Origin of the sequence: Micromonospora sp. NPDC051227 (assembly GCF_044455385.1) — a bacterium.
Lineage (GTDB): Bacteria > Actinomycetota > Actinomycetes > Mycobacteriales > Micromonosporaceae > Micromonospora.
In genome coordinates this window covers 651,250-669,131 of record NZ_JBITET010000003.1, presented here as the reverse complement: position 1 = coordinate 669,131, position 17,882 = coordinate 651,250, and the positions used below count along the sequence as shown (strand labels likewise).

Sequence of the window (17,882 nt, the reverse complement as noted above, 5' to 3'; positions counted from 1 at the left end):
GGGCAGTCGGCGCGGCGGCTTCAGATCAATGGTGTTTACTTCCGCCATGTCGGCTGCCGGCTCCCTGCTCGCGGCGGTTCCCGCCGCCGCGGTGCTCCTGCTCATCGTCGCGGCGATGCCACGCGAGGCTGGCGCGGTCGCACCGCTGCGGCTCGCCGTGGTGCGCGCCGTCCTGCTCAGCGGGGCGTACGCGGTGGTCGTCGTCGAGGTGCTCGGCGCGTCGCACGCGCTGACCCGAGGCGCGTTCATCGTCGCCTGGCTGCTCTTCCTGGTCGCGGCCGCGGCGGCGGCCGGTCTGCGCTGGCGACGGGCGACCCGCCTCGGGCAGCCGTCCGTCGCCGCACCGGTGCCGGTCAGCGCTGCGCCGGCAGTCAGCACCGCATCGCGGCCGGTGCCGGTCGGCGCGGTGGTGTCCGGTGGCGGACGCGACGTGTCCACCCCGGCCGGCGAGCGCGGTGAGCCCGCCTCCGCGCCGACCCGGGCTGGTCGGGGGTTCGCTGACCTTCGTGCCGTAGCGGTCGACGCGTGGCGTACCGCCCGACCGGGTGAGCGGCTCCTCGCCGGCACGGTCGGCGGGCTGGTCCTGGTGGAGTTGCTGGTCGCGCTGCTGGCTGAGCCGAACAACTTCGACTCGCAGACATACCACCTGCCGAAGGTGGAGCACTGGGTGGCCCAGGGCGACCTGGACTTCTGGCCCACCGCCATCCACCGGCAGGTGACCATCCCGCCCGGAGCCGAGTACCTGCTGCTGCACCTGCGCCTGCTCACCGGCGGGGACCACCTGCACAACCTGGTGCAGTGGGCGGCCGGGCTGGTCTGCCTCCTGGTGGCCGCACGGATCACCGCACAGCTCGGCGGCGGTCGGCGGGCCCAGTTGCTCACCGCGTTCGTGCTGGCGACCACGCCGATGGTGGTGCTCCAGGCGACCAGCACGCAGACCGACCTGATCTGCGCGGCGTGGGTGGCCTGCGCGGCGACAGTGGTGCTGGACGGGCTGAGTCGACGGACCGGCTGGGGCACGCTGCTCGGGCTGGGCGCGGCCACCGGGCTGACCGCGGTGACCAAGACCAGCGGCCTGATCGCGGTCGGCCCGCTGCTGGTGCTCTGGGGACTGGCCCAGTTGAGGCTGGCCCGGAGCAGGAACGCCGCGTCGACCGACCCGGCAGCGGCGGGCGGGGGTGGGCGGTTCTGGCCGGTCGGTGGGCTGGCCCGCACGGTCGGTGGTTCGGTGCTGATCCTGGTGGTCGCTGCCGTGGTGGTCGGCCCGTTCCTGGCTCGGGTGACCGCCGAGTTCGGGCACCCGCTGGGGCCGCCCCGGCTGCGCGAGTCCATCCCCATGGAGCGGCACGACCCGGCGTCGATAGTGGTCAACGCGCTGCGGATCGGGCACACCGCGTTCGACACGCCGCTGGCTCCGCTGCGTCGGGCCGGGGCCGAGGTGATCATCAGCGGTGCCGAGGCGATCGGGGTCGACCCGCAGGACCGCGCGATCACCTTCGGGCGGGAGCTGTTCCCGGAGCCGGCCTGGTATCCGGACGAGGACCGGGTCGCGTTTCCGCTGGCCGGGGCGTTGGCGGTGATCGGTGCGGTGATGGCGCTCGCTCGACCACGGCGGATCGCTCCCGAGCGGGCCGGGTCGCTGCGGGCGTACGCCGTGGTGGTGCTGACCGCCGTGCCACTGCACACCGCGATGATCAAGTGGCAGCCGTGGGGCAACCGGCTGCTGCTCTACGCCGTGGTGCTCGCCGTGCCCCTCGCCGGCCTCTGGCTGGACGCTCTCCTGCGCAACCGCTCGGGTGGGCGTCGAACGGTTGCCACAGTGGCGGCCGTCACCGTGCTGGCCACCTCGGCGCTGGCCGGGGTGCTCGCACTGTCGTACGGCTTCCCGCGCCGGCTGGTCGGCACCGGCTCGGTCTTCACCACCTCGGACTGGGACACCCGGTTCCTGCGCCGCCCCCAGTGGGCCGACGAGTTCCGCTGGGCGGCGACCGCGGTCCAGGACAGCGGTGCGCGACGGATCGGCCTGGTACAGCAGAACGACAACTGGGAGTACCCGTGGTGGCTGCTGCTGCGGCAGCCTGACGGCGGCTCACCGGACCTGGTGGCGTTGCAGTCGGTGCTGCCGGACCGACCGCCGGCCGACCCCTCCTCGGTCGACGCGATCGTTTGCACCGGCAACAAGGCGGCCTGCGCCAAACTCGTGCCGGCCGGCTGGCGGCTGGAGTTCCGCGGCTACGTCGGCTACGCCCTGCCGCCCGGCCGCTGAACCAGAAGCCGGCCGCACCGTCGCCAGGCCGCTGAACCAGAAGCTGGCCCGGCGCGGCCGTGGCGCTGGCGCGCGGGCCCGGTTAGTCCGATCCGGGCGGTTCTGCATCCCGCGCGCAAGGATCTGAAGCGCATTCACATCTGCTGATCCGCACGTTACCGTCTGGTAACTCAATCGACGTCCCGCGATTGAGCCGAAAGGAGTGCGTCGATGCCTGCAATCCCCGCCAGGCCCGAACGCGCGACCCGACGACGGGCCATCACCGTCGCCGTCGCCGTCGCCGCTCTCGTCCTACCGATGCTCGCCGGACCGGCCACCCCCGCCACCGCCGCCGACCGACCGACCGTCCAACCACTCCCCGCCAACCTCGAAGCCGTCCGGGCCGCCGAGGCGACAGCCCTCTACGGCAGCCCGGCGATCCGCCCCATCGAACAACGGCGTACCGCGTTGATCACCATGGGTGACAGCGAGATCTCCGGTGAGGGGGTCGGCAACTACGTCCCCGGCACCCACCAGGACGGCAACTGGTGCGACCGCTCGTACGACCAGGCGGTCTTCCGCACCGGCATCACGTCGGACGCGCAGTACAACATCGCCTGCTCCGGTGCCACCCCGTGGAACCTCATCGCCGGTGGCCCGACCCAGCACAACGAGCTGAACCAGGGCGACTACCTGGGCATCAAGGCGCGCAACACGCACGTGAAGCTGATCTGGGTGGTGGTCGGCGCGAACGGTGACGGCACCATCCAGTTCGGTCCGGTCGCCACCGACTGCGCCGTGCGCCGGGTCTTCTTCCAGGGCGCCTGCTACCCCACCTACACCGACCAGTGGACGATCCGCACCGACGGCAGCCGGCAGGCCGTGGAGTCGGCGCTCACCGACATCCGGCAGACCATGACGAACGCCGGCTACCTGCGGTCGGACTACGAGCTGGTGCTGATGTCGTACCCGAGCCCCGGCAGCCCCGACGTGGAGGACAACCCCAACTTCCCCGGCTGGTACTCCGGCGGTTGTCTGCTCTACCTGGCCGACGCGGCGTTCGCCCGGAACAAGGCGGTGCCGATGTTCGAGTCGGCGCTGCGCTCGGCCGCGGCGAACACCGGCACCCGCTACCTGGACGCCAGCCGGCTCTTTCACGGGCACGAGGTGTGCACCGACAACACCTCGGTCCGCGGCCTCTACATCGAGGTCGGCATCTGGAACGAGAACGCCGCCCGCCAGTCGTTCCACCCCAACGCCCGTGGGCACGGCATGTTCGCCCAGTGCATCACCCAGTTCTGGAACTCCGGGCAGACGCGGGCCAGCTGCGTCGACCCGGCCAGCACCGGCGGTGGCGTGCTCTACCCGGGGCTGCTGGAGTTCAAGCAACTGCGCAACCTGGCCACCGGCACCTGTGTCGACGGCAAGGGGTACGACTCCCGCAACGGCACCGCGCAGCAGCCGTACTCCTGCCACGGTGGGCGCAACCAGGGCTTCTGGTACGACTCGGCCCGACGGTCGTTGCACTCGGAACTGTCCCACGACCGCTGCCTGGACGTCGCCAACAGCTCGATGACCGCCGGCACCGCCGTCAACATCTACGACTGCAACGGCACCGGAGCGCAGCAGTTCGTCTTCGTGGGCAACCAGATCAGGCCGGCGAGCGCCAACAACCTCTGTGTGGCGTTCGACAACCCGCTGCTGGGCAGCTCTCGCCTGCGGTTGGCGAACTGCTCCAGCAGCACCCGGCAGCAGTGGTCGTTCGAGGCCCGTACCGCCGCCAACCCGGTCGGCTACGGTCACGACGACTTCATCGGCTCCCGCGTCTACTGAGACCGGGAAGGGGGCCCTGGCGTCGGCCAGGGCCCCCTTCGCTCACTTGGCTCGGGGGATGAGGATGAGCCGGGCCACGCCCTTGTCGTCGTCCTTCGCGCCGGCGACACCGAGCGTCGCGCCGACAGTGACGTCGCTGGCCTGCACGGTGGCCCGGTGCTCAACCACCCGCAGGTCGTCAGCAAAGGTCCAGGTCATGGTGAAGCCGTCGGTGGACTTCACGGTCATCGAGTCGCCGTCGATCGCTGTCACCTCGCCGCGCTGCACGGCGACGGTCTGCGTACCGCCGTCCTTCGTCTTCACCACTGCCTCACCGTGCAGGGTGTTCTTGCGCAGCAGCACGCGGGCCTGGCGGCGCTTGCGCCACTCCTCGCCGCGCTTCTGCTTGGCCTTGTCCTGCGCGGTGGGGGACGCGCCGGGCGTCGGGGTGGCCGGTGCGGCGACGGTCAGTACGTCCAGGTCGTCGGCGTCGAAGCCCATCGCGGCCAACGCCTGACCCTCGACCCCCATGGCGGCGGCGACCTCGACGGCGACATCCCGGGCGGGCTGGCTGGCCACCTCGGCCGCGCCGCAGCCGCTGACGCCGAGCGCGACCGCCGCGAGCAGTGCCGTGGTGCCGGTGGCGATACCCCAACGTGGCATGACTCTCCCTCTCTGTCAGTGGAGCCCTCAGCCTTCCCCGGAACGACGAGCGGAGCGTCAGGCCGACGTTCGGGTCAGGTAAGGATCACCGGGCAGCCGGACGGTGAAGGCGGCACCGCCCTCCGGCGCGTGCCCCGCAGCGATCTCCCCACCCAACCGGCGGACCAACCCGGCGGCCAGCGCCAACCCCAGCCCGCTGCCCACCTTGCGCACCCCCCGGTACCGCTCGTGCAGTGCACCGCGTTCGAAGGCCACCGCCAGGTCGTCGTCGGTGAAGCCGGGCCCGCCGTCGCGGACCTCCAACACGCCGCCGTGCGCCGGGTTCGCGCCGGCCGGCCGGACCGCGAGCACCACCGGCGACCCCGGGGGTACGACCCGCAGCGCGTTCTCCAGCAGCCCGTCCAGCACCTGCCGAATCCTCCCCGGATCGGTGTACGCGGGCACCGGCTGACCTGGCGTCTCCACCCGGAACGGCACGCCCACCGCCGCGCACCGACCGGACCAGGTCGGCTCCGCGTCGACTGCCAGTTGGGTCAGGTCCACCGGCACCGGTTCGAGGGGGAAGTCGGCGGCCTCCAGCCGGGCCAGTGCCAACAGGTCGCCGATCAGCCGGTCCAGGTGTTGGGCCTCGGCCAGCATCGTCCGACCGGTGTCCACAGTGTCGTCGGCACCGAGCACCCCGTCGGCGAGCGCCTCGGCGTACCCCCGGATCGCGGTCAGCGGGGTGCGCAGCTCGTGCGAGACGGAGAGCAGGAACTCCCGCTGTCGCCCCTCGCTGGTGGCCAGCGCGGCAGCCAGACCGTTCAACGCCTCGGCCAGATCGGCGACCTCGTCCGGCGGCTCGACCGGCACCCGGACGGCGCGGTCACCCGCGCGCAGCCGGGCGGCGGCGGTGGCCGCGACCCGGATCGGCCGGGCCAGCCGACGGGCCAGCAGCAGCCCGGCCACCACACCGGCGGTCAACCCGGCCAGCAGCGGCAACCAGAGACTGAGCAGCACCCGGGCCCACAGCCCGTTGGCCAGCGGACGGGAGAGCACCACCCCGTTGCCGCCGGGCAGGGCCCGACCCTCGACCAGGGCCCGCTCACCGTTGACCGAGCGGCGAGCCGACACGCTGCGGCCCTGCCTGATCCGCTGCACCACCCGGGGTGGCAGACCCGCCCGGTCGACCGCCCCCCGGCGGATCAGGTACGCGTCGATGCCCTGGTCGCGCAGTTGCTGGATGAGCCGTTCCTCGTCGGCGCTGCGACCCCGGTCGAGGCGGGTCCGCAGCACCTCGGCGGCGAGTCGGGCCTGGGCGGCGAGCGCCTCCTGCTCGCTCCGCTCCGCGCCACGGATCGCCAACGGCACCGCGACGATGGCGGTGACCAGCACCGACACCAGCGCCACAGCGCAGGTGACGAGCACCGCGCGGGCGGTCAGCGTACGGCCGAGTCGGCCTCGTCGGGGTGCGGTGGGTGGGGCGGCGCCGACCACCGGCAGGGCCATGGTCGGCGACTCGACGTGCCCGGGGTGGTCAGGCATCGACCGCGTACCCCACGCCGCGATGGGTCCGGATCACACTCGCCGGGCCGAGCTTCGCCCGCACCTGGGCGACGTGCACGTCCACCGTCCGGGTGCCGGCGTGCGCCGCGTAGCCCCAGACAGCGGCCAGCAACTCCTCCCGGGTGAAGACCCGGCCGGGCCGGGCCATCAGGTGGGCCAGCAGGTCGAACTCGGTGGAGGTGAGCTGCACCGGGGCACCGGCGGCGGTGACAGTGCGGCGGGCCGGGTCGAGCGTCACCGGGCCGACGACACGTGGCCGGTCCGCGCCCTCCGGGCCGCCGGCCGATCGGCGCAGCACCGCGCGGACCCGGGCCACCAACTCCCGAGGGCTGAACGGCTTGGTGACGTAGTCGTCGGCGCCCAACTCCAGACCGACGATCCGATCCACCTCGTCGTCACGGGCGGTGAGGAAGATGACAGGGGTCCAGTCGCCGACCTCGCGCAGCCGGCGGCAGATCTCGGTGCCGGGCAGACCCGGCAGCGCGATGTCCAGGACGCAGGCCACCGGGCGCAACCGGCGGGCCGCGCTCAGCCCGGCCTCGCCGTCACGTTCCAGGTGGACGCCGAACCCGTCCCGGGTCAGGTAGAGCCGGACCAGGTCGGCGATGGCCGGCTCGTCCTCGACGACGAGGACGAGCCCGCGATGCGGTGGTTCGACGGTCACCGGCCCATGATTGCCGACCGCGAAGGCTCGGCGCGATCGGTGTGTGTTCGAGTTCGGTAAAGGCGGGGCGTCCCCGGGTCGGGTCAGCTCACCAGGACGGCGCGAACATCCCGGGCCGGGCGGCGGCCGGTACGTCACCGATGCTGGCGACGACCCGCGCGCCGGGCGGCCGCAGGCGGGTCCGGAACGCCTGGTTGAGCAAGGCGTCGAGCTGCCAGACCTGCTTCGGGTGACTGGTCCGGATCAGAAACCGCTCACGGATCCCGTCGATCGCGGTGGCCGCCATCTCCACCGACTGCAGCCGCGGATCCGGGCTCCAGGTGACGTTGCTCAGCTCGCGGAGCTCGGTGTTGAGGTGCAGGCGCAGTCGGTGCAGGAGGCGGGTCTGCTGGGTCACCACCAGGCGGCGGTGCGTGAGTAGCAACAGGTAGTCGCCGGTGACCGGGCGGTCGGGGCGGCTGCAACGGGTGACCAGGATGGTGGCGTCACCGGAGCCGACGCAGCGCCGGAAGACCGGCATGTGCCGGCTCACCGTCTGCACGGCCAGGCCAGCCTCAGCGGCGGCCGGGAGGAACGTTCGGGAGAAGACGTCCATGACCTGCCCAACGACGTCCCCGGCAGGGTGACGTGGGTCACGCGGGGTTTTTGGAAGTTCCACGCCGCCTGTCGCACTGCCTGTCCGACTTCCGACTCGGACGGATCATGGTCAGGAGTTCGGCTGAAGTGGACTGGCGGCGAACAGCTCCTCCAGCCAGCCCGGGACCGCGTCGGCGTACTCGGCACGGGACTCCTCGGGGGTGTCCAGTGCCCGACGCCAGGAGAGCGAGCGGCTCACCGGCCCCAGACCGATCGCGAGGTCGGTCGCCTCCACGAGGGTCCGCCGGTCGTACCGGTCGGTCCACGCCTCCAGGTAGGCGTCGCGCAACCGCACCAGCTGGACGTCGTCGGCGGCGAGCTTCCCGGCGTGCCCGATGGAGCGCAGGGTCACCAGCAGCGTGCCGAACGGGTGCGCCACCGAGGCGTCGCCCCAGTCGAAGTAGCGGTAGCCGTCCCGACCCGCGAAGACGTTGCCGTCGTGCAGGTCGTCGTGTTGCACAGTGGCCGGGATGCCGATGTCGGCGAGCCGGCGGCACCGCTGCGCGTACGCCGGCAGCTCGGCCCGCAACCGCTCGTGCAGCTCCGGACTGAGCCCGCCCTCGGCGCCGACCAGCAGCGCCTCGTGATCGTCGAGCAGCTCGGCGAAGAGGCCGGCCAGCACCTCCGGACGCTGATCCGGCACGCCCAGGGCGACCAGCTCGTCGGCGCGCGGCGCGCTCGCCAGTTGCAGCGCCGCGTACCCGGGCAGCGCCCGCTCCCAGTGCGCCAGGTCGGGGTCGCGCGCCAGCACGTCGCGCAACGACTCGCCGCCGTCGGGCAGCAGCGACCAGCCCTGCGCCGGGTCCACAGCGATCGGGGTCAGCACCTCATCGGGCGTCAACTCGGCGAGCGCCGCGATCAGGACCGCCTCGTGCACAGTGCCCGGGTTGTTGGCCTTGAACCAGACCGGACCATCGTCGGTGGGCACCCGCCACACCAGCGACCAGGGCCGCAGCCTTGGCTCCACCAGCCCGGTCACCCGTCGGCCGGCCCGGCTCAGCTGCGCGTCGACCCAGGACCGGGCCCGCAGCTGCCACTGCTCGCTGGACCAGTCGTGGGCGCGCTCACCGGCGATCGTCGTCACGCTGGGCACCTTAGGCGGCCGTTCCGCGTCGAGCGAGGAGTTTTCCCGCCCCGCGGGTCAGACCAACTCGACGATTGTGGCGTTGGCCATGCCGCCGCCCTCGCACATGGTCTGCAGGCCGTAGCGGATCCCGTTGTCACGCATGTGCTGGAGCATGGTGGTCATGATCCGGGCACCGGAGCCGCCGAGCGGGTGGCCGAGGGCGATGGCCCCGCCGCGCGGGTTGAGCCGCTCCGGGTCGGCCTCGGTCTCCGCCAGCCAGGCCAGCGGCACCGGGGCGAAGGCCTCGTTCACCTCGTACACCCCGATCTCCTCGATGCCCAGCCCCGCGCGGCGCAGCGCCTTCGCGGTGGCCGGGATGGGTGCGGTGAGCATGGTGACCGGGTCGTCGGCGGCGACCACGGCGGTGTGGATCCGGGCCAGCGGGCGCAGGCCGTGCCGGCTGGCCCAGTCGGAGGTGGTCACCGCGAGGGCGGCGGCGCCGTCGGAGATCTGGGACGCGGAACCGGCGGTCACCACGCCGTCGGCGCGGAACGGGGTGGCCAGCTCACCGAGCTTCTCCAACGAGGTTTCCCGGCGGATGCCCTCGTCGGCGGCGAACTTGCCACCGTCGGCGAGCGGCACCGGGGTCAGCTCCCTGTCGAACGCGCCAGCGTCCTGCGCGGCGGCCGCCTTCTCGTGGCTGGCCAGCGCGAACTCGTCCAGTTGGGTACGCGAGAGGCGCCACCGTTGGGCGATCAGCTCGGCCCCGACCCCCTGGTTGAACGGCAGCGGCGCGTCGTCGGCGAAGCCCTCGACGCCCCGGTAACGGGCGCGTAGCTGGTCACTGAAGGGCATGCCGCCGGCCACGCTGGAGCCCATCGGCACCCGGGTCATCGACTCGACGCCGCCGGCGACCACCAGGTCGGCCTGACCGGAGAGCACCGTCGCGGCGGCGAAGTGCAGGGCCTGCTGGCTGGAGCCGCACTGCCGGTCCACTGTGGTGCCGGGCACGGTCTCGGGCCAGCCGGCGGCGAGCACGCCGTTGCGGGCGATGTTCCACGACTGCTCGCCGACCTGGGAAACGCAGCCCCAGAAGACGTCGTCGACCTGGGCCGGGTCGAGCCCGGTGCGCTCGGCGAGGGCGCGCAGCACGTGCGCCGAGAGGTCGACCGGGTGGACGCTGGCGAGGCTGCCCTTGCGCCGCCCGACCGGGGTACGTACCGCGCCGACGATGACCGCGTCACTCATGTTTACTCCCCGGTAACTTGGGCTGCCCCGATCCTACGTCGTCCATCGACCGGTCGTCCGGCCACACCCGCACGAGGTGCCGGAATCCGACGGCCGCTGGCATGCTGGGCGGGTGAATGAGATCTCCCCGGCCCGGCAGTGGCGGGTCCCGGCGGTCCTGCCGGCGGCGAAACTCGCCGGTGCGGTTCTGCTGATCGCGCTCGGGTTGCTCTTCGCCGACGGCGACCCGGTCCGCCTGGCGGTGGCCGCCCTGGCCGCCGCCGGGCTGGCATGCTGGGCGGTACGCGACCTGGTCGCGCCGGTCCGGTTGGCGGTGGACCCGGCCGGGCTCACAGTCATCCACGGCTTCGCGGGCCGGCGGCTGCTGCCCTGGTCGGCGGTCGAGGCGATCGCCGTCGACCGACGGCCCCGGCTGGGGCTGACCAGCGAGACCCTGGAGATCGACGCGGGCAACTCGCTGCACCTGTTCGGCCGATACGACCTGGGGGCCACCCCGGAGGAGGTGGCCGCCGCTCTGCGGGCCGCCCGCCCGGTCAGGTGAGCAGCGCGGCGGTCCGGAAGAGCACCAGCGCGAGCAGGATCAGCAGGATGATCGCGCCACCGGCGACCTGCACCAGCGTCCGCCGACTCCGCGGTGCGTACGCGAGCACCAACGCCATCAGCGCGCCGACCACGAGCCCGCCCAGGTGCCCCGGGATCGAGATGCCCGGCACGGCCAGTGTGAACACCAGGTTGATCACCAGGATCGGGATGATCCGGGAAATGTCCCGGCCCAACCTGCGCTCGATGATGATCAGCGCGGCGAAGAGACCGAACACGGCGGTCGACGCACCGACGGTGGCCGCCCGCGGGCTGCTGAACAGGTAGGCGGCCACGTTGCCGCCGAGGCCCGCGATCAGGTAGAGCGCGGCGAACCGCACCCGCCCGAGGTTGGCCTCCAGCGACCGGCCGAGCACCCACAGCGCCCACATGTTGAGCAGCAGGTGGAGCACGCCGTAGTGCAGGAACATCGCCGTGACCAGCCGGTACCACTGGCCCTCGGCGATCCCGCCGAGCGTGTAGTCGGAGAGGTAGGCCCGACCGAGCACCGCGCCCCACTCGGTCAGCGGCGTGCTGCCACCCATCAGGCCGCCGAAGCCGGAGCCGCCCACCGCCGCGTCCCCGCCCCGGGCGGGGGCGATGGAGGCGAGCAGGAACAGCACGTTCACGGCGATCAGGGCCTTGGTGACATAGCCGTGCCGGCCGGCCGTACCGCCGCCGAAGGCGGTACGCGCCGGCCGGACACTGCGACGTCCCTCGTTGACGCACTCCGGGCACTGGTGCCCGACCGAGGCCTCCCGCATGCAGTCCGGGCAGATCGGCCGGTCACAGCGGGTGCACCGGACGTAGGTCTCCCGGCCGGGGTGCCGGTAGCAGACCGGGGTGGTCGGTGGAGACTCGCTCACCGGGCCGACCCTCCGTCCGCCACCGCACGGTCCACCGGCACCGGCTGTGCTCCGGAGCGCTCAATCATGCGAGCAAAGGTACCTCGCCGGTCGTTCAGGAAGCAGACCGCTCGATCTCGACCCGCTCGATGACGACGTCCTGGAGCGGACGGTCGCTCGGGCCGGTCGGGGTGCTCGCGATCGAATCCACAACCTTCACCGACTGCTCGTCGGCGACCTGGCCGAAGATCGTGTGCCGGTTGTTGAGGTGCGGCGTCGGGGACACGGTGATGAAGAACTGCGAACCGTTGGTGCCCGGTCCGGCGTTCGCCATGGCCAGCAGGTACGGACGGTCGAACCGCAGCTCCGGGTGGAACTCGTCCGCGAACTTGTAGCCCGGTCCGCCCCGGCCGGTGCCGGTCGGGTCGCCCATCTGGACCATGAAACCGCTGATCACCCGGTGCGAGATGGTGCCGTCGTAGTACGGACCACTGCCCGGCTGACCGGTGCGCGGGTCGGTGTACTCACGGTTTCCCTCGGCCAGGTCGACGAAGTTGCGGACGGTCTTCGGCGCGTGGTTGGGGAAGAGCTCCAGCCGGATCGGGCCAGCGTTGGTGTGCAGGGTGGCGTAGACAGCCTCGGCCACGGGTACTCCTCACTCGTTGGTCAGTTCCATGCGGATCCTCCCATGTGCCCGATCTGGCATCGCGGAGGCATCCGAAGGTGGAGGATGACGAAGGAACAACTCCCAGGAGGTAGGACCGTGTTTGGATTCGGGCGGCGTAAGTCCCAGGGGCAGCAGGCGTTGGCCGAGCTGAACCAGAGCATCAGCCACCTGATGCTGGCAGCCAATCACGTCGCGAAGGGCGCCGGCGCGACCGTCGGTCCGCGGGTCCAGGTGGCCCGGGGCTACGTCGCACCGACGGCCGCGAAGGTACGCGACCACGCGTCCACCGGCTGGGGGACGACTCTCACCACGCTGGCACCACTGGCGGCGGCTGCTCGTGACGGCGCCGCGCAGGCAGGGCCGCTGACCAGGAAGGCCAAGTCGAAGACCATGCGGATCACCGGTAAGAAGAAGCAGCCGCGCCGTCGCGGCTCGATGATGACCGGCCTGTTGGCGGCGGGTGCCATCGCCGGCCTGGCCGGCGCGGTCGCGCTGCGTCGCCGCCGGGAGCAGCAGGAGTGGGCGGAGTACGACCCGACCCGCAGCACCCTGGAGCCGATGCGCGACGAGGTCGACTCGATCGAGGTGCGTACGCCGTCCGCCGCTCGGGGGTCCGACGGATCCGCCATGTCCGGTGCGGCGGGGATGACCGGCGCGGGCAGCTCGGCGGTGGCCGGCGGCTCCAGCGCCAGCACCACCGCCCCGGCCAAGCAGACCGGCGTCCGCCCGACCGACAAGGTCCCGTCGGTTGCCGAGGGCGCCACCGACGTCTCCGGTCGGCCGACCGACGACCTCACCAAGGCGCTGGGCAAGAACAAGGACACGGCCCGCACCAACGGCCGCCGCTGAGGTCAACAGCAGCGCATCGGGCGCCGACGAGTGGGTTGACCCCGCTCGTCGGCGCTTCCGCGCGTCGGGTGGCGCTACCGCAGGATCAGAGCCAGCCGTTGCGGCGGAACCAGCGGTAGAGGGCCAGCGAGACGCCGAGCATGAGGGCCAGAACGACGGGATAGCCGTACGTCATCTTCAGCTCGGGCATGTTGTCGAAGTTCATCCCGTAGATGCCGGCGATGGCGGTCCACACCGCGGCGATGCCGGCCCAGGCGGCGATCTTGCGCATGTCGTTGTTCTGGTCGACGGTGACCTGGGCCAGCCGCGCCTGGAGGATCGAGTTCAGCAGGTCGTCGTAGGAGTTCACCTGCTCCACGGTGCGGCTCAGGTGGTCCTGCACGTCCCGGAAGTACTTGCGGATCTCCTTGGGCACGTCCCGGTTGACCTGGGAGGTCAGCGTCATCAGCGGCCGTTGCAACGGCACCACCGCCCGCTTGAACTCCACCAGTTCCCGCTTCATCTGATAGATCCGCTGAATCCGCCCGTGGCCGTGGCGGTCGAAGACCTCGGCCTCCAGCATGTCCAGGTCGTCCTCGATCTGGTCGGCCACCTCCAGATAGAGGTCGACCACCCGGTCGGTCACCCCGTACGCCACCGCCCACGGGCCGTGCAGCAGCAACTCCTGCTTGGTCTCCAGGTCGGCGCGGATCGGGGCGAGCCGGCAGGCATCCCCGTGCCGGACGCTGATCACGAAGTTCGGGCCGATGAAGAGCATCACCTGCCCGGTCTCCACCACCTCGGAGTTCTCGGTCAGCTCGGTGTGCTCGCAGTAGCGGGCGGTGCGCAGCACCAGGAAGACGACGTCGCCGAACCGCTCCAGCTTGGGGCGCTGCTCGGCCTTGACCGCGTCCTCGACCGCAAGCTCGTGCAGGCCGTAGGTCTCCGCGATGGCGGTCATCTCGGCCAGCTCCGGCTGGTGCAGACCGATCCAGACGAACCCGTGCTCCTCGCGGCGGGCAGCGGCCAACGCCTCCGCGTAGGTCCAGTCGCCGGGCTGCCGCTTGCCGTCGACGTAGAGCGCGCAGTCGACCACCGCGCTGCGGCCGGTGCCCGTGCCCGTCGGCGCCGGAACGGGCGGCGAGCCGTCGGCGTTGAGGATCCGGGTCATCGCCCGGACCGGGGAGGGCCACGCCCGAGGCCGCAGCACCCGACCGGTGGTCGACGGTGCCGTCCGGTCCCGCTCTGTCCGATCCGTCATCGCGTCACCTCCCGCGCTCAGCTGCGGCTTGCAGGCTACGCCGATCGCGGTCGAGGACCGGTGTGACGGCGGTCGCGTGGGGGCGGCGCCGGGCGGGCCGGGCCGCATCGGGGGGTGTGCGGGGACGACACGGCCCACCCGGCACCTGTGGGGGCGGGAGGTTGTGCTGCCGCGTCAACCCGGCGGGGCCGGCCCGGAGGCCGGCGGTGAACTCCGCAGCTGGCGGGGTGACGCTCGCAGCATTGTGGGCCAGCCGGCCGCCCGGAGGGGAGCCCCGGAACGGCCGGCATCGTCGTTCTGTCAGGAACCCGACAGTTGACTCAGCTGCGGACGGCCTCGACGGCCGAGGCGAGCCGCCGGACACCCTCGTCGATCCGGTCGGCGGTCACCGCCGAGAAGGCCAGTCGGAGAGCGTGCCGCCCGCCGTCCAGCACGAAGTCACTGCCCTTGACCACGGCGACCCCGCGCTCGGCCGCCGCCGGGGCGAGCCGGTCGACCAGCACGTCCTCCGGGAACTCCACCCAGAGGAAGTAGCCGCCGTCGGGCTCCACGAACCGCGCCTGCGGCAGGTGCCGGCGCAACGACTCGGCGAGCACCTGGGCCCGCTCGCCGAGCGCCGCCCGGACCGTCTCGATCGAGCGGTCGATGTCACCGGAGACGCAGAACTGGTGCACGATCGCCTGGGACACCATCCCGGGGGAGATGTAGAGGCTTGTCGCGTTCTTCGCGATGGAGGCGATCAGGTCGGCCGGGCCGACCAGGTAACCGACCCGCACACCCGGGCAGACCGTCTTGGTGAAGCTCGACGCGTGCACCACCACGTTGCGGGTGTCCAGCGAGAGCATCGACGGCAGCGCCTCGCCACGGAAGCGGATGTCCGCGTACGGGTCGTCCTCGAAGATCGTGAACTCGTACTCGACGGCCAGGTCGAGCAGCTCCCGGCGCTTCTCCTCCGACAGCGTCATGCCGGCCGGGTTCTGGTAGTTCGGGATGACGTGCGCGAGCCGGGGGCGGACCCCGGACTCCAGCAGCTTGCGCAGCTCGGCAGTGTCCAGGCCATCCGGCTGGACAGCGATGCCGTGCAGCTCACTGCCCATCCGCTGGAGGTTGAGCAGCGTCCGGTCGTATGTCGGGCGTTCCACCACCACCGCGTCGCCGGGGCGGACCAGGTGGTCGAAGAGGAACGCGTCGGCCTGGAGCGAGCCGTTGGTGACCAGCACCTGGTCGGCCTCGACCCCGTGCTTCTGGGCGATCCACTTCCGCAGCGGTAGGTACCCGACGGAGGTGCCGTACGCCGTCACCCCCGCGGGGTCGGCGTCGAAGGCGCGGACGGCGGCGGCCTTGAGCCCCTCGACATCGACGATGTCCAGCGAGGGAGCCCCACGGGCAAAGGAGATCAACTGCTCGGCGGTCATGGATGTTGAGCGTACGGGCGGCGGCGGGGGACGCGCGGTCGGCACGGCGATGTCCGCATCCTGAGCCACCGGGTCGGGTGACAGCACTCCACCGGTCGCCGGCAGATCAGACCGGAAGGGCGAGCGCGTCGTGCTGCGCGGCCCGGGAAAGTCCCTCCAGCTGCACGCCGAGCGCGTCGAGAAGCTGGCTCCAGTCGAAGTAGGAGCGCCAGGCGGTGATCCGACCCTTGCGGGCCCGGACCACGTCGGCCACCTCCCAGCTCACCAGCCGGCCGGTGGGCGCGACGGTGCCGTACGGCGAATGCAGAGTGCCGGTGTGGGTGCCGGTCAGTCGCAGCTCGACCGCGGCGCCACCGCCGGTGCGGACCGCGCCCTCCGGGTCGACCCGGAGGTCCGGAAAGGCGCCGGTCCAGGTGCGCAGCAGCGCGGGCAGCTCGATCGGCCGGACCGTCACGCCCGGCATGGCGTAGAACGCCTCCGGGGCGTAGAGATCCGGCAGCCGGGCCACGTCCCGACGCAGGAGCATGGCGTACTGCTGCTCGACCAGCCGCTCCGCGTCGCGCATCGGGACCTCCCCCACGGGCCACGGCATCTCCGCGCCCGCAAGGGATGTCTACCCATCGATCCGGCCCCGCACACCACCCCCCGGTCAGGTCGTGGCGACCGCCTGGCTCTCCGACCAGACCCGCATGATGTCCCGCACGGAGATCACGCCGGCCACCTCCTGGCCGTCCAGCACCACCAGGTGCCGGAATCCGCCCCGGGCCATCGCGGCGGCGGCCTCGGCCACCGTCCACTCCGGCCCCGCGTAGACCACGTCCCAGGTCAGGTGGGCGCCGGTGCGTTCCACGTCGCAGTCAAGGCCGGCGCCGATGGCCTTCAACACGTCGCGTTCGGTCATGATCCCCACACCCTCGGAGTCCGGGTCGATCACGACCGCCGACCCGACACCGCGGGCCGACATCATCCGGGCCGCCTGGCGGAGCGTGTGCTCCGGACCGACGACGAGGACCTGGCTGGACATCGCATCCCGTACCTGCATCACACATCACCCCTTTGGGACGGTGGCATTCGGTACGGACATGGTGGTCGGTGGATGTTTCCGGGACAAGAGCGGCATCGCACAAGCTGCGGACGCTGGCTACTGTCGGATGGTGTCCACCGAGCCCCTGCGCTGCGCCGGCGCGCTGATCGTCGACCATGACGGCCGCATCTTCTTTCAGCGCCGCTCACCACACCGACGCCTGTTTCCCAACTGTTGGGACATCGTCGGCGGCCACGTGGAGCCGGGCGAGGACATCGACGAGGCACTGCGCCGGGAGATCACCGAGGAGACCGGCTGGGTCCTCTCCCACGTCCTGGGTCAGGTGGGCGAGTACAGCTACGTCGGCGACGACGGCCTGGCCCGGACCGAGTACGACTTCCTGGTCCGCGTCGACGGTGACCTCGACCGCCCGATGCTGGAGGCCGGCAAGCACACCGAGTACCGCTGGCTGGCCGAGCACGAGGTGACAGTGCTCGACGAGCACCGCGACGTCAACGACGGGCTGATCCGGCGGATCGCGGAGGAGGGCTTCGCCGTCCTCCGGTCGATCGGTCTGTGAACACCGTCGAACTGGCGCCCCACCGGATCGCCGGGCTGCTCGCGCCGGCCGTGGACCGGACCTTCCGCGCCGGCATGCTGGCCGGCCGGGACGGTGGTGGCGCCGAGTTGTCCCAGCGTTACGGCGGAATCACGGCGACCGGCTTCCTGGTCGACCTGCGCACCCGGCTGGCCGCACCCGGTGGCACCGTCGACGGGCCCGGGTTCGCGGCGATCACCCGCTACCAGGACCCGGTCGCTTGCCGTCGGACGGTGGACAAGCAGGTGGCCCACGGGATGATCTACCGCGGGCCGGACGGCGCACTGTCCGCCACCGAGCGGGGCGCCGCCTTCCTCGCCGAGCTGTACCAGGTGCACGCCGAGGTCACCGAGGAGTTGTGGGCCGGCCACGACGACCGGGTGGCCCGGCTGGTGGCCATGCTCGGCCGACTGCTGTCGTACGCCCTGGTGCTGGCCGACGAGGAGGGTGGCCGGGGCGGCTCGGCCTTCGCCGCGCTGGCGCCCCCGTACGAGCCGGACGGCACCCCGTCGGGCGTGCTGCTGCTCAACCGGCTCGGCACGCTGCGCCACCACCGGGCCGACGCGCACGCCGCCGCCTGGAGTGCCGCCGGGCACACCGCGTCGAGCATCGCCGCCCTGCCGACCGGTCCCGAACGGCTCGCCATCGAGTTGGAGACCGACCGGCGGGCCGCCGGCCCGTACGCCGTGCTCAGCGCGGAGGAGCGCCTGACCATGCTCGCCGACCTGGCAGCCTTGCCCGGCTGACCCGGTTGGCCGGAGCGGCGCGCCCAGCCGGCGCTATCCT

General features: G+C 72.1%; 18 protein-coding genes. 6 read left to right on the top strand and 12 right to left on the bottom strand.

Annotation, left to right across the window (positions count from 1 at the left end; genetic code table 11):
• Positions 1-46 precede the first annotated feature (46 nt).
• A complete protein-coding gene (locus ACIA47_RS11130; protein ID WP_396707226.1) occupies positions 47-2,266 on the top strand; it encodes an ArnT family glycosyltransferase in 2,220 nt (739 codons plus the stop codon).
• Between the two features lie 210 nt (positions 2,267-2,476).
• Positions 2,477-4,078: a ricin-type beta-trefoil lectin domain protein gene (locus ACIA47_RS11125; protein ID WP_396707224.1), complete on the top strand. Its 1,602-nt coding sequence runs from the start codon at positions 2,477-2,479 to the stop codon at positions 4,076-4,078.
• 42 nt (positions 4,079-4,120) lie between these two features.
• Here the strand turns inward: ACIA47_RS11125 and ACIA47_RS11120 are convergent, their stop codons facing one another.
• The 6 genes from ACIA47_RS11120 to ACIA47_RS11095 form a co-directional block, all read right to left on the bottom strand.
• Complete coding sequence (locus tag ACIA47_RS11120) at positions 4,121-4,720, bottom strand: hypothetical protein (RefSeq protein WP_396707222.1); 600 nt, start codon at positions 4,718-4,720, stop codon at positions 4,121-4,123.
• Between the two features lie 57 nt (positions 4,721-4,777).
• A complete protein-coding gene (locus ACIA47_RS11115) occupies positions 4,778-6,244 on the bottom strand; it encodes a sensor histidine kinase (protein ID WP_396707220.1) in 1,467 nt (488 codons plus the stop codon).
• Positions 6,237-6,929 carry a response regulator transcription factor gene (locus tag ACIA47_RS11110; protein ID WP_396707218.1) on the bottom strand — a complete coding sequence of 231 codons (693 nt, stop codon included), beginning with the start codon at positions 6,927-6,929 and terminating at the stop codon, positions 6,237-6,239. Before ACIA47_RS11110 ends, ACIA47_RS11115 begins: the two co-directional genes overlap by 8 nt.
• Before the next feature lie 88 nt (positions 6,930-7,017).
• Positions 7,018-7,524 (bottom strand): hypothetical protein, encoded by a 507-nt coding sequence (locus ACIA47_RS11105; protein WP_203119047.1) that lies wholly within the window; start codon positions 7,522-7,524, stop codon positions 7,018-7,020.
• A gap of 111 nt (positions 7,525-7,635) precedes the next feature.
• A complete protein-coding gene (locus ACIA47_RS11100; protein WP_396707215.1) occupies positions 7,636-8,649 on the bottom strand; it encodes a phosphotransferase in 1,014 nt (337 codons plus the stop codon).
• A 57-nt stretch (positions 8,650-8,706) separates the two neighbouring features.
• Positions 8,707-9,879 (bottom strand): thiolase family protein, encoded by a 1,173-nt coding sequence (locus tag ACIA47_RS11095; RefSeq protein ID WP_396707213.1) that lies wholly within the window; start codon positions 9,877-9,879, stop codon positions 8,707-8,709.
• Positions 9,880-9,991: 112 nt separating this feature from the next.
• On the opposite strand from ACIA47_RS11095, the gene ACIA47_RS11090 reads away from it, so the two are divergent.
• Positions 9,992-10,420 (top strand): PH domain-containing protein, encoded by a 429-nt coding sequence (locus tag ACIA47_RS11090; RefSeq protein ID WP_203119041.1) that lies wholly within the window; start codon positions 9,992-9,994, stop codon positions 10,418-10,420.
• On the opposite strand, the gene ACIA47_RS11085 is transcribed toward ACIA47_RS11090, so the two are convergent.
• Positions 10,413-11,324, bottom strand: coding sequence for a rhomboid family intramembrane serine protease (locus ACIA47_RS11085; protein ID WP_396707211.1), 912 nt, complete (start codon positions 11,322-11,324; stop codon positions 10,413-10,415). The two genes, ACIA47_RS11090 and ACIA47_RS11085, sit on opposite strands and share 8 nt — an antisense overlap.
• Before the next feature lie 94 nt (positions 11,325-11,418).
• Positions 11,419-11,949 (bottom strand): peptidylprolyl isomerase, encoded by a 531-nt coding sequence (locus ACIA47_RS11080; RefSeq protein ID WP_203119037.1) that lies wholly within the window; start codon positions 11,947-11,949, stop codon positions 11,419-11,421.
• Positions 11,950-12,033: 84 nt separating this feature from the next.
• Between ACIA47_RS11080 and ACIA47_RS11075 the strand changes: the two genes are divergently transcribed.
• Positions 12,034-12,819, top strand: coding sequence for a hypothetical protein (locus ACIA47_RS11075; protein ID WP_396707209.1), 786 nt, complete (start codon positions 12,034-12,036; stop codon positions 12,817-12,819).
• An 85-nt stretch (positions 12,820-12,904) separates the two neighbouring features.
• Here ACIA47_RS11075 and corA read toward each other — a convergent pair whose 3' ends face one another.
• The 4 genes from corA to ACIA47_RS11055 form a co-directional block, all read right to left on the bottom strand.
• Positions 12,905-14,059 carry a magnesium/cobalt transporter CorA gene (gene corA, locus ACIA47_RS11070; protein WP_203119035.1) on the bottom strand — a complete coding sequence of 385 codons (1,155 nt, stop codon included), beginning with the start codon at positions 14,057-14,059 and terminating at the stop codon, positions 12,905-12,907.
• 320 nt (positions 14,060-14,379) lie between these two features.
• Positions 14,380-15,474, bottom strand: a complete 1,095-nt coding sequence (locus ACIA47_RS11065; protein WP_203119034.1) for a PLP-dependent aminotransferase family protein — start codon at positions 15,472-15,474, stop codon at positions 14,380-14,382.
• A gap of 106 nt (positions 15,475-15,580) precedes the next feature.
• On the bottom strand, positions 15,581-16,039 hold the full coding sequence (locus ACIA47_RS11060) for an ester cyclase (protein ID WP_396707204.1): 459 nt from the start codon (positions 16,037-16,039) through the stop codon (positions 15,581-15,583).
• An 84-nt stretch (positions 16,040-16,123) separates the two neighbouring features.
• A complete protein-coding gene (locus tag ACIA47_RS11055; protein WP_091396882.1) occupies positions 16,124-16,516 on the bottom strand; it encodes a cyclic nucleotide-binding/CBS domain-containing protein in 393 nt (130 codons plus the stop codon).
• Between the two features lie 109 nt (positions 16,517-16,625).
• Between ACIA47_RS11055 and ACIA47_RS11050 the strand changes: the two genes are divergently transcribed.
• Complete coding sequence (locus ACIA47_RS11050; protein ID WP_181518408.1) at positions 16,626-17,078, top strand: NUDIX domain-containing protein; 453 nt, start codon at positions 16,626-16,628, stop codon at positions 17,076-17,078.
• Complete coding sequence (locus ACIA47_RS11045) at positions 17,075-17,842, top strand: hypothetical protein (protein WP_396707202.1); 768 nt, start codon at positions 17,075-17,077, stop codon at positions 17,840-17,842. Before ACIA47_RS11050 ends, ACIA47_RS11045 begins: the two co-directional genes overlap by 4 nt.
• Positions 17,843-17,882 lie beyond the last annotated feature (40 nt).